Origin of the sequence: Phenylobacterium sp. (assembly GCF_024508875.1) — a bacterium.
Classification (GTDB): domain Bacteria; phylum Pseudomonadota; class Alphaproteobacteria; order Caulobacterales; family Caulobacteraceae; genus Phenylobacterium.
This window is the reverse complement of sequence record NZ_JANINU010000045.1, coordinates 1-10,901: the sequence shown is the minus strand read 5'-3', so window position 1 is coordinate 10,901 and position 10,901 is coordinate 1. Positions and strand designations below refer to the sequence as shown.

At 69.5% G+C, this 10,901-nt stretch carries 11 protein-coding genes; 5 read left to right on the top strand and 6 right to left on the bottom strand.

From position 1 onward, the window contains the following. From Q0L11_RS04875 to Q0L11_RS04865, 3 genes are all read left to right on the top strand, one after another. Positions 1–1,380: GMC family oxidoreductase (locus Q0L11_RS04875; protein WP_296595762.1), on the top strand; the 1,380-nt coding region annotated here is incomplete at its 5' end. Beyond that, the gene (locus Q0L11_RS04870; RefSeq protein ID WP_296595761.1) at positions 1,377–2,000 is read left to right on the top strand and encodes a gluconate 2-dehydrogenase subunit 3 family protein; all 624 of its coding nucleotides are present in this window, start codon (positions 1,377–1,379) and stop codon (positions 1,998–2,000) included. The genes Q0L11_RS04875 and Q0L11_RS04870, both read left to right, overlap by 4 nt. Before the next feature lie 11 nt (positions 2,001–2,011). Then, positions 2,012–2,704 (top strand): DUF1080 domain-containing protein, encoded by a 693-nt coding sequence (locus Q0L11_RS04865; protein WP_296595760.1) that lies wholly within the window; start codon positions 2,012–2,014, stop codon positions 2,702–2,704. A 72-nt stretch (positions 2,705–2,776) separates the two neighbouring features. Here Q0L11_RS04865 and Q0L11_RS04860 read toward each other — a convergent pair whose 3' ends face one another. Together Q0L11_RS04860 and Q0L11_RS04855 are read right to left on the bottom strand one after the other, a co-directional pair. Then, positions 2,777–3,310, bottom strand: a complete 534-nt coding sequence (locus Q0L11_RS04860; RefSeq protein WP_296595759.1) for a gluconate 2-dehydrogenase subunit 3 family protein — start codon at positions 3,308–3,310, stop codon at positions 2,777–2,779. Beyond that, complete coding sequence (locus tag Q0L11_RS04855; protein ID WP_296595758.1) at positions 3,311–5,035, bottom strand: GMC family oxidoreductase; 1,725 nt, start codon at positions 5,033–5,035, stop codon at positions 3,311–3,313. A 120-nt stretch (positions 5,036–5,155) separates the two neighbouring features. Between Q0L11_RS04855 and Q0L11_RS04850 the strand changes: the two genes are divergently transcribed. Beyond that, positions 5,156–5,962, top strand: a complete 807-nt coding sequence (locus Q0L11_RS04850) for a DUF1080 domain-containing protein (protein ID WP_296595757.1) — start codon at positions 5,156–5,158, stop codon at positions 5,960–5,962. A 153-nt stretch (positions 5,963–6,115) separates the two neighbouring features. Here the strand turns inward: Q0L11_RS04850 and Q0L11_RS04845 are convergent, their stop codons facing one another. Genes Q0L11_RS04845 through Q0L11_RS04830 form a run of 4 tightly spaced genes read right to left on the bottom strand, consistent with a single transcriptional unit; the run spans position 6,116 to position 10,476 of the window. Then, entirely contained in the window at positions 6,116–7,171 is a 1,056-nt protein-coding gene (locus Q0L11_RS04845) for a sugar phosphate isomerase/epimerase (RefSeq protein ID WP_296595756.1), read from the bottom strand. Further along, positions 7,168–8,310, bottom strand: coding sequence for a Gfo/Idh/MocA family oxidoreductase (locus tag Q0L11_RS04840; RefSeq protein WP_296595754.1), 1,143 nt, complete (start codon positions 8,308–8,310; stop codon positions 7,168–7,170). Before Q0L11_RS04840 ends, Q0L11_RS04845 begins: the two co-directional genes overlap by 4 nt. A 2-nt stretch (positions 8,311–8,312) precedes the next feature. Continuing rightward, on the bottom strand, positions 8,313–9,233 hold the full coding sequence (locus Q0L11_RS04835; RefSeq protein ID WP_296595753.1) for a sugar phosphate isomerase/epimerase: 921 nt from the start codon (positions 9,231–9,233) through the stop codon (positions 8,313–8,315). Between the two features lie 25 nt (positions 9,234–9,258). Continuing rightward, positions 9,259–10,476, bottom strand: a complete 1,218-nt coding sequence (locus tag Q0L11_RS04830; protein ID WP_296595752.1) for an MFS transporter — start codon at positions 10,474–10,476, stop codon at positions 9,259–9,261. Between the two features lie 175 nt (positions 10,477–10,651). Between Q0L11_RS04830 and Q0L11_RS04825 the strand changes: the two genes are divergently transcribed. Then, a partial coding sequence (locus tag Q0L11_RS04825) for a LacI family DNA-binding transcriptional regulator (RefSeq protein WP_296595751.1) occupies positions 10,652–10,901 on the top strand: 250 nt, incomplete at its 3' end.

Sequence of the window (10,901 nt, the reverse complement as noted above, 5' to 3'; positions counted from 1 at the left end):
CACTGGGGCCGCATCTCGCTGCGCTTCGGGCCGCTGGACTTCAAGCCGCGCAGCCGCGACGGCCTGGGCTACGACTGGCCCATCACCTACGACGACCTGGCGCCCTGGTACGACAGGACCGAGAAGCTGATCGGCGTCACCGGCGCCGCCCCGCCGCGGGGCCTGACCAACACGCCGGATTCGCCGCCGGGCTGCCTGATGGAGGCGCCGCCGCCGCGCGGGTTCGAGATCTTCTACGCCCGAGCGTTCGAGGCGATGGGCATCCCGGTCGTGCCGATGCACGGGGCGGTGGTCACGCAGAAGATGGAAGGCCGCAACACCTGCGTCTTCGCCACCCCCTGCGGCCGCGGCTGCGCGATCGGGGCCAACTTCCAGTCGACGACGGTGCTGCTGCCGCCCGCGATGGCGACCAAGAACCTGACCATCGTCACCAACGCCCTGGTCTATCAGGTGGACCTGGACGCCGCGGGCAAGGCCAAGGGCGTCAGCTATGTCGACCGCGTCACCGGCGAGCACCACTCGGCTGCGGCCAAGGCCGTCATGCTGGCGGCCGGCTCGGGCGAGACGGCGCGGATCCTGCTGAACTCCAAGAGCTCGAAGTTCCCGGACGGGCTCTGCAACACCCACGGGATGGTCGGCCGCTACCTGATGGACAGCGTCGGCCTGAACGTCACCGGCCAGTTCCCGGCGCTGGAGGGACTGCCGCCCACCAACGACGACGGCATGAGCGTCGAGCACACCTATGTGCCGTGGTGGGGCTACGACAAGCACAAGGAACTGGGCTTCCCGCGGGGCTACCACGTGGAGATCGGCGGCGGGCGCGGCATGCCGTCGATGAGCCTGGCCCGCCTGATGGGCGACGACGAGACGAGCGTGGGCGACGCGCTGCGCGCCAAGCTGCGCCAGCGGTACGGCAGCGTCATCAGCTTCAACGGCCGGGGCGAGATGATCCCGAACGACGACTGCTATTGCGAGCTGGACCCGAAGGCGAAGGACAAGTGGGGCATCCCCGTCCTGCGCTTCCATTGGAAGTGGGGCGAGTCCGAGACGCGGCAGGCGGCGCACATGGTCACGACGTTCCTGGAGGTCATCGATCGCCTGGGCGGCAAGCCCATCGGTACGGTCGAGCGCGACGGGCGAAAGGCGATCTCCAAGGGCGGCGAGATGATCCACGAGGTCGGCACCGCGCGCATGGGCGCCTCCGACGCGGACTCGGTGGTGAACCAGTACGGCCAGGCCTGGGCCGTGCCGAACCTGTTCGTGACCGACGGGGCGGTGCTGGTCTCCAGCCCCGACAAGAACCCGACGCTGTCGATCCTGGCCCTGGCCTGGCGCTCCAGCGACCATCTCGCCACGCTCGCGAAGCAGGGGGCCCTATGAGCGACGACGCCCCCCAACCTTACGTCCGCAAGATCGACCGGCGGACGGCGCTGGCCTGGGTCGGCGTGGTCGGCGCGGCGACCGCCGTGGGCGCCGGCGTGGTGGTTTACGGCCCGAAGATGGGCGGGAAGGCCGAGGCGAAGGGCTATGGAACCGACCCGAAGCTGGTGAACCCCGAGACGGCGCCGTGGCCGCGGCTGCTGACCGACGAGGAACTTCAGGCCGCCGCGATCCTGGCCGACTTCATCCTGCCCCCCAGCGGGACGGCGCCGGCCGCCTCGGCCCTGGGCGTGCCCGACTTCATCGACGAGTGGGTGAGCGCCCCCTACCCCGACCAGCTCAAGGACCGCCCGCTGATCCGCGACGGGCTGAAGGCGCTGGCGAAGACGGCGGGCAAGGCGGACGCCGCCGGGCGGGCCGCGGCGCTGTCGCAACTGGCCGGGTCGGGCGGCGATTTCTTCAAGCGCTTCCGGGCCCTGACCATCGGCGCCTATTACACGACCGAGGAAGGCTTCAAGGACATCGGGTACATCGGCAACATCGCCCGCGAGGCCGACGAGGGGCCGTCGGCCGAGGTGAAGGCCGCCATCGAGGCCCAGCTCAAGAAACTCGGCCTGTAGGAGTTGCGACGATGAGAGCGATCCTTTTCGGCGCGGCGCTGGCCGCGATGGCGAGCGGCGCGCTGACCACCCGTGCGCTGGCGGCGGACAACACCCTGACCCCGGCGGAGAAGAAAGCCGGCTGGACGCTGCTGTTCGACGGCAAGACGACGGCGGGCTGGCGCGGCTTCAAGACACCCGCGCCCGACGCCGGCTGGACTGCGAAAGGCGAACTCAGCCCCGATCCGAAGACGTCCAAGGACATCATGACGAAGGAGACGTTCGGCGACTTCGACCTGACGTTCGACTGGAAGATCAGTCCGAAAGGCAACTCGGGCGTGATGTTCCATGTGACCGAGGCGGGCCAGGAGACCTACCAGAGCGGGCCGGAATACCAGGTGCTGGACAACAGCCGCGGCGAGCCGCCGCTGGAGCAGGCCGGCGGCCTGTTCGCGCTCTATGCCCCCGAAGGCGCCGTGACCAAGCCCGTGGGCGAATACAACACGGGCCGCATCGTCGTGGACCACGGCAAGGTCGAGCACTGGCTGAACGGCGTGAAGGTGGCGACCTACGACCTGAACTCCGCCGACTTCAAGGCGCGCGTGGCGGCGTCGAAGTTCGGAAAGTGGCCGATGTTCGCCGCCTCGCCGACCGGCCACATCGCCCTGCAGAACCACGGCGACGCGGTGTGGTTCAAGAACCTGAAGATCCGGCGGCTGAGGTAGGCTGTCGCCAGCGATAGAGGCTGGCCCCCTCCTCTCCCCCCGCGAAGCGAGAGGGGAGAGGAAGCGCCAGCCCTAGCTCGTCGCCCAGCCGCGGCCGATGTCCTTCAGCGGCACGCAGCCGCGGTAGTCGCCGGGGACGGGGTCGTAGCGCAGGGCGATCGTGGCGCCCGGCTCGGAGGTGAAGTAGCCGGTCGTCACCAGCTCCTTGAGCTGGCGCCAGAAGGCCTTGCCGTCGGCGTCGTAGCGGGACACCAGCGCGGCCTGCTGGGCGGCGGGCAGCGCCGCGAAGGCCGCGCCGCCCGACGCCCGGGCGTCGGTGTCGATCTGGTCCAGCCCGGCCTTGAGGGCCGCGGCATCGGCGGGCGTGCACCACGTGGCGAGGGCGCGGTCCACGAACTGCGGCACGCCGGCGGCGCGGGCGCCGGGGGTGCTGGTGGCCGGGATCATGATTTCGGCCACGGCGTCGAGAGTTCGAGCCTGGTCCGCGGTCACGGCCTTGGGCGTCCAGCCCAGCGGGGGCGTCGTCTGGGCCCGCGCACCGGCGGGCAGGACGAGGGCGGTCCAGAGCGCCCCGAAGGAGAGCGCGGCGTCGCGTCGGTTCAGCATCTAGAGCTCTCCCCGCGTCTTGGCGTCGACGGCGTGGGCGGCCGCGCGGGCCGTCAGCGCCATGTAGGTCAGCGACGGGTTCACGCAGGCGGCCGAGGTCATGGCCGCGCCGTCGGTGATGTAGACGTTCCGGCACTCGTGCATCTGGTTGTGCGCGTTCAGCACCGAGGTCTTGGGGTCGCGGCCCATCCTGGCCGTGCCCATCTCGTGGATGCCGAGCCCCGGTGAGTACCCCTGGTCGCCGGCGATGATCTTCTTGAATCCGGCCGCTTCCAGCATCTCGGCGGCGGCGGCGGCCATGTCCTTGCGCATGGCCTTCTCATTCTCGCGGATCGAGACGTCGAAGGTGAGCGTGGGCAGGCCGTACTTGTCCTTGACGGACGTGTTCAGCGTCACCCGGTTGTCGGCGTAGGGCAGGATCTCGCCGAAGCCGCCGATGCGGAACATCCAGGGGCCGGGCTGGCTGAGCGCCGCCTTGCGGTCGGCTCCCACGCCCCCCACCGGCCGGTCCCAGCCCTGACGACCCGCTCCGCCCTGGTAGCCGTAGCCCCGGACGAAGTCCTTCCGCGCGCTGGCGGCGTCCCCGAGGTTGCGGAAGCGGGGGATGTAGATGCCGTTCGGCCGCCGGCCGGAATAGTACATGTCCTCGTAGCCCGGGACCTCGCCGATGGCGCCGACGCCGAGGTGATGGTCCATGACGTTGCGGCCGACCTGGTCGCTCTCGTTGCCGAATCCGTTGGGGAAGCGACGGCTCTTCGAGTTCAGCAGGATCCAGGCGGTGGACAGCGCCGAGGCGCAGAGGAAGATGACGGCGGCGTGGAACTCCATCGTCTCGCCCGTCTGCTCGTCGAGCACCCGCACGCCGCTGGCGTTGTTCGCCTTGGGATCGAAGATCAGTTCGGTGACGATCGAGTTCGCGCGGATCTTCAGGTTGCCCGTGCGCTCGGCGGCCACCAGGGTCGCGGCGTTGGAGCTGAAATAGGCGCCGAACGGGCAGCCTCGGACGCAGAGGTTGCGGCTCTGGCACTTGCCCCGGCCCAAGGCGAGCTGCTCCTCGGTCGGCGCGGTCAGGTGGGCGCAGCGGCCGATGGTGATGCGGCGGCCCAGCTTACCCTCGACGCTGGATTTGAACGCCTTCTCGACGCAGTTCATCTCCATCGGCGGCTGGAAGACGCCGTCCGGAAGCTGGCTCAGCCCCTCGGCCTGGCCGCTGACGCCGATGAAGCGTTCGACCCGGTCGTACCAGGGCGCGAGGTCGGCGTAGCGGATCGGCCAGTCGACCCCGATCCCCTGCTTGGCGTTGGCCTCGAAATCGAGGTCGCTGTGGCGATAGGTCTGCCGGCCCCAGGTGATCGAGCGCCCGCCGACGTGGTGGCCGCGGATCCAGTCGAACGACTGGGTCTCGGTGTAGGGGTTCTCGTCGTCCTTGACGAAGAAGTGCTGGCTGAACTCGGTGACCGCGTAGCCGGTGCGCTGCTGGACCTTGTAGTGGGCGTCCATCTCGGCCTTGGGCAGCTTGCCCTTCGGGTATTTGGCCTCCCACGGATTGGTCTGCGCCGTGGGATAGTCCTCGATGTGGCGCACCATCCGGCCCCGCTCGAGCACCAGCACCTTCAGCCCCTTTTCGGTGAGTTCCTTGGCCGCGTAGCCGCCAGTGATGCCGCTGCCGACGACGATGGCGTCGTAGGTGTTCTCGGCGCGCGCGCGGTTGTTGAGGTTCGCCATGTTCCGCCCCTTCCGCGATCCGGCGCAGATTGCTCCGGCGGACCGTCATTCGTTGGCTTTTAGGTTCCATGAAATCGATTACACTTCAACCCAACAACAAGGGCTTCGGGGAGGTTTTCGATGGTTCGCAGTCTGTGGATTCTCGCCGCGATCACGCTGGCCGCGCCGGCGCCGGCCGCCGCCGAGAAGGCCGGGCCCTGGAAGCCCATCTTCGACGGAAGGACCCTGGACGGCTGGACCGCCAAGATCGCCCGCCATCCGCTGGGCGAGAACTGGCACGACACGTTCATCGTAAAGGATGGCGCCATCCAGGTGTCGTACGCTGGCTACGACAAGTTTGCGTTCCAGTTCGGGCACCTGTTCTACAAGGCGCCATTCAAGGCCTACCGCCTGCGCCTTCAGTACAAGGTGCTGGAGCCGCCGCTGCCCGACACGCCGGCCTGGGCGCGCGGCAACAGCGGCGTGATGTTCCACAGCCAGAGCCCCGAGAGCATGGGGCTGAACCAGCCTTTCCCGGTTTCGGTGGAGTTCCAGATCCTGGGCAAGGACGGGGACGGGCCGCGGCCGACCGGCTCGGTCTGCACGCCGGGCGTCAGCATCACGCTGCTGGACGAGAAGGGGGCGGGCAAGCGTCAACCCGAGCACTGCACCACCTCCACCGGCCCGACCATCCCGAACGGGACCTGGGTGAAGCTGGAGCTGGAGGTGCTGCCGAACGGCCGGGTCACCGAGAAGATCGACGGCCAGGTCGTCCACCGCTACGCCGACATCGCCCTCGATCCCAACGACCCGATGGCCGCGGCGGACGCCAAGCGCCTGGTCGAGGCCCGCGGCGGCGTCCTGCCGGTGACGGAGGGCTACATCGCGCTCCAGAGCGAAGGACACCCCATCGCCTTCAAGGACATCGAGGTGCAGGAGCTGCGGTAGGGTCGGCGCCGCTCCGCCCTCCCTGCTCGTCATGGCCGGGCTTGTCCCGGCCATCCAGACGCGCTGGCGGAACGACGGGGGACCATAGGCGTCGGCGGCGTTTCTGGATCCCCGAGACAAGCCCGGGGATGACGAGCTTTGGGGGAGGAAGACTCAGAGCCCCAGCAGCCGCCGGTTCGTCGCCGCGTCCGCGCCCGAACCGGCGAAGTCGTCGAAGGCGTGCGGCGTGACGCGGATGATGTGGTCGCGGATAAAGGGGGCGCCTTCGCGGGCGCCGTCCTCGGGATGCTTCAGCGCGCACTCCCACTCCAGCACCGCCCAGCCCGGATAGTCGTAGGCCGCCAGCTTCGAGAAGATGGCGCCGAAGTCCACCTGGCCATCGCCCAGCGAGCGGAAACGGCCCGGCCGGTCCACCCAGCCCTGGTAGCCGCCATAGACGCCCGAGCGGCCGTTCGGGCGGAACTCGGCGTCCTTCACGTGGAAGGCGCGGATCCGCTCGTGGTAGCGGTCGATGAAGTCGAGATAGTCGAGTTGCTGCAGCACGAAGTGGCTGGGATCGTAGAGGATATTGGCGCGCGGGTGGCCGCCCACCTCGTCCAGGAACCGCTCGAACGTCGCCCCGTCGTGCAGGTCCTCGCCCGGGTGGATCTCGTAGCAGGCGTCGACGCCGCATTCGTCGAATACGTCGAGGATCGGCTTCCAGCGCCGGCCGAGCTCGGCGAACGCCTCCTCCACCAGGCCGGCCGGCCGCTGCGGCCACGGGTAGAAGTAGGGCCACGCCAGCGCGCCCGAGAAGGTGGCATGCGCCGCCAGGCCCAGGCGCTGGCTGGCGCGGGCGCCGGCTTTTACCTGGTGGACCGCCCACGCCTGGCGCTCCTTCGGTTTGCCGCGCACGGCTTCCGGCGCGAAGCCGTCGAACAGCTCGTCATAGGCCGGGTGCACGGCCACGAGCTGGCCCTGCAGGTGCGTGGAGAGTTCCGTGATCTGCAGGCCATGCTGGGCCAGGACGCCCGCGATGTCGTCGCAATAGGCCTGGCTCTCGGCGGCGGTCTCGACGTCGAACAGCGAGTCCGGGCCGCCGGTCGGCATCTGGACGCCAACATAGCCGAGATCGGCCGCCCATTTCGCGATGGTGTCCAGCTTGTCGAAGGGCGCCTCGGTCCCGATGAACTGGGCCAGGAAGATGGCCGGGCCTTTGAGGGTCTTCACGTCGCGCTCCTTGGCAAGTCGACCCAGCCGTCGCCGCGCCGGCTGGCGGCCACCGCGGTCTCGACGAAGGCCATCCCGCGCACGCCCTCGCCGATGTCGGGGACCAGGCCCGCCTCCGCGCGGCCGGCGGAGATGGCGTGGGCGAAGTCGCGGTAGAGATTGGCGAAAGCCTCGATGAAGCCCTCGGGATGGCCCGTCGGCAGGCGGCTTGCCACCTGGGCGGCCGCGCCGAGATAGGGCGAGCCGGCGTGCAGCGTCTGGCTGGGCTTGTCCAGCCAGTCGACGGTCAGCTCGGTGTGCCGCTCGTGGCTCCAGCTCAGGCCGCCCTTCTCGCCATAGACGGCGATCCGCAGCCCGTTGCGCGCGCCGGCCGAGATCTGGGACGCGACCAGCACGCCGCGCGCGCCGCCGGCGAAGCGCAGCAGCACGTTGCAGTCGTCGTCCAGGACGCGCCCCTCGACGACCGTCGAGACGTCGGCGCACAGGCGTTCGACGCGGACGCCGCCGATGAACTCCGCGAGGTTGAAGGCGTGCACGCCGATGTCGCCGATGCAGCCGCCCACGCCCGATTGCGCCGGGTCGGCGCGCCATCCGGCCTGCTTGTCGCCGCCGCGTTCGATGGGCCGCGACAGCCAGCCCTGGGAATATTCCACGACGATCTTGCGGACCGCGCCCAGGTCCCCGCGCCGGACGATCTCGCGCGCCTCGCGGACCATGGGATAGCCGGTATAGGTGTGGGTCAGGCCGTAGAGCTTGCCCGAGGCGCCGACGATGTCCGCCAGCGCCCGCGCCTCGGCCAGGTCCAGCGTCGCCGGCTTGTCGCTCATCACGTGCAGGCCGGCCTTCAGCGCCGTCGCGGCCACGTCGAAGTGCAGGTGGTTGGGCGTGACCACGGCCACCATCTCGGCCCCATCCGGCCGCGCGGCCTCGGTGGCGATCATCGCGTGGTAGTCGCCATAGGCGCGGTCGGCGGCCACGCCCCAGGCCTGGGCCTGAGACGCGTTCTTGGCCGCATCACGGCTGAAGGTGCCGGCGACCAGCCGGATGCGCCCGTCCAGCTCGGCGGCCATGCGATGCACCGGCCCGATGAACGAGCCGGGCCCGCCGCCCACCATGGCCAGCCGGATGGGGCCGCGCATCGTCACGCCGCGACGCCAGCCAGATAGTCGTAGCTGACCTTGGCGGCCTCGATCCGGGGCCGGGCGAACGGCGGCTCCTGCTCGACGTAGAACTCGCGCACGCCCGCGGCGTAGGCCGCCGGCAGCAGGGTCTTCCAGGGCAGCTTGCCCGAGCCGGTTTCGGTCGGGTCCATCTTCAGCTCGAAGTTGGGCTGGGTGTCGGCCTTGATATCCTTCACATGCATCAGGCCGAAGCGGCCCTTGTGCTTGGCGAAGAAGGCGGCCGGATCGACCCCGGCGGCGGCCACCCAGCCGACGTCGAGCTCGAAGGTGATCAGCTTGGCGTCGGTCCGCTGGATGAGGATCTCCAGCCCGTTCGTGTCGCCCAGCGGCGCGAATTCGAAGTTGTGGTTGTGATAGCCCAGGCGGATTCCCGACTTCGCCAGCGCCGCGGCCTTCTCGTTGAGGAAGTCGGCATTCAGCTTCCAATCCTCGGCCGTCATCTGCGAGATCACCTCCCGCAGGCCTTTCCCCAGCAGCCGGTCGGGGACGTAGGGGCTGGGCATGATGGCGGTCTTCACGCCGATGGCCTTGAGGTTCTCGACCAGCTTGCCGAGATCGCCGTCGAGCTGGCCGCGGCCCTGCACGTGGATCGTCGGGCAGACCAGGCCCGCGGCGTCCAGCGACGCCCGCATCTGGGCGCCCGTCTTGCCCAGCAGGCCGTGCAGCTCGACGGTCTTGTATCCGACCCCGGCGATGGCCTTCAGCGTGCCGTCGAGGTCCTTCGCGGCCTCGGGCGCCAGGGTGTAGAGCTGGATGCCGATCTGCAGTCCGTGGCGCTGGAAGAACGGCCGGGACGCGGCGGCGGCGCTTCCGGCGGTCATGGCCGCGATCCCGGCGGCGAGGAAGGCTCTGCGGTCGAGTGCGTGCAGGCGGGTGCGCAAGGGACGTCTCCTCGGGTTTTCTGGATCATGCCGCGACCGCGCTCTCGGGCGCGCGGGTGGGCGGACGGAAGAACAGGGCCAGCAGCAGCACGGCGACCAGCGCCATGCCGGTGGGGACCAGGAACAGGCTCTGGTAGTCGACCGCGCCCGTGGCCGGGTCCTTGAGACGGCCGATCAGCGACGGGAACAGGAAGCTCGCCACCACATTGCCCACGCCGAGGATCAGCAGGTTGAACAGCCCCTGGGCGCTGGAGCGCACGTCCTTCGGGAAGGCGGCGTCGACGAAGATGTACACGGTGGCGAAGAAGAAGGCGTAGCAGACGCCGTGCAGCAACTGCACCGCCACGATGGTCGGCACGCTGTCAGCGGCGAAGGCGAACACCGAGAAGCGGGCCGCGTGGCCCAGGATCCCGATGATCATCGTGGTCTTCCAGCCCAGCCGGACCAGCACGCCGCCCAGCACGAACATGGTCACGATCTCGGCGAGCTGGCCCAGGCTCAGCACCACCATGCTGAGGTTGCCGGCGATGCCCACGCGGTCGGTCAGGAAGGCGTCAGCCATCACGAAATAGCCGTTGTGGATCACGCTATCGATGAAGGTGACAAGGAACAGCACCGCCACGAACGGAACGCGGAGCAGCTTGAGCGTCTCGCGCCAGGCCAGCGGATCCGCGCCGGCGGCGTCCGTCTTCGGCGGCGTGTGCGGCAGGGTCAGGCTGTAGGCGGCCAGGGCGAAGGAGACGAGCGCGGCGACGATGAAGATCCAGCGCACCTGCTCCGGTCCGGAATGGGCGCCCAGCAGGAAGACGAACGGCCAGGAGACCAGCATCCAGCCCACTGTGCCGCCCATGCGCACCGCGCCGAACTCCTTGGCCGGGTCGGCGAGGTTGGCGAAGGCGATCGAGTTGGAGACCGACAGCGTCGGCACATAGACGAAGCTGAACGCCAGGTAGCAGGCGAAGAACGGCCAGAAGCCGGTGGTGAACGCACAGCCCAGCAGGGCCGCCCCGCCCAGCACGTGGCTCGCCGCCATGAACCGCTCGGCCGCGAAGTTTCGGTCGGCGAACTGGTTGGAGAAGAAGATCCCCGCCAGGGCCGCGACCCCCCACGAGCTGCCCACCAGCGACTGCTGCCAGGGCGCGAAGCCCAGCATGCCCATGTAGGGGAACAGTTTCGGCGCCCAGGCGCCCCAGACGGCGAGCTGGAGCACCATCATCAGGAAAAGCCGCGCCTGCTGCGTCATGCCCCTGGCCCCTCCCGCGGGCCGGCGCGGAAGGCTCTATGGAGTCGGCCTCTTCGCGCTCATGTAATCGATTTCACCGATAGCAAGGCCGTCGGCTCCAGGCAACTGCCGCGCAGGCCGCGCGATGGGCAGGCTTCGCCTTGAATTGCGGGGGCCGCCCCGCCAGTGTCGCCTCATGGCCACGATTCAAGACGTCGCCCGGAGCGCCGGGGTCTCCACCGCGACGGTCTCGCGGGTGCTGAGCGCGCCCGAGCTGGTGGCCGAGCCCACGCGCCTGAAGGTGATGGCGGCCGTCGAGCGCCTGGGCTACGCGCCGAACCAGGCGGCCAAGATGCTGCGCACCCTGCGCACCGAGAAGATCCTGGTCACCGTGCCCGACATCTCGAACCCGTTCTTCTCGCAGGTGATCCGCGGCGTGGAGCAGG

Bases quoted from the DNA above. Each gene is read 5' to 3' on its own strand.
- Q0L11_RS04860 (WP_296595759.1), bottom strand. From the start codon at position 3,310: ATGCTGAACCGACGCGACGCCGCGCTCTCCTTCGGGGCGCTCTGGACC.
- Q0L11_RS04870 (WP_296595761.1), top strand. From the start codon at position 1,377: ATGAGCGACGACGCCCCCCAACCTTACGTCCGCAAGATCGACCGGCGG.
- Q0L11_RS04850 (WP_296595757.1), top strand. From the start codon at position 5,156: ATGGTTCGCAGTCTGTGGATTCTCGCCGCGATCACGCTGGCCGCGCCG.
- Q0L11_RS04840 (WP_296595754.1), bottom strand. From the start codon at position 8,310: ATGCGCGGCCCCATCCGGCTGGCCATGGTGGGCGGCGGGCCCGGCTCG.
- Q0L11_RS04830 (WP_296595752.1), bottom strand. From the start codon at position 10,476: ATGACGCAGCAGGCGCGGCTTTTCCTGATGATGGTGCTCCAGCTCGCC.
- Q0L11_RS04855 (WP_296595758.1), bottom strand. From the start codon at position 5,035: ATGGCGAACCTCAACAACCGCGCGCGCGCCGAGAACACCTACGACGCC.
- Q0L11_RS04865 (WP_296595760.1), top strand. From the start codon at position 2,012: ATGAGAGCGATCCTTTTCGGCGCGGCGCTGGCCGCGATGGCGAGCGGC.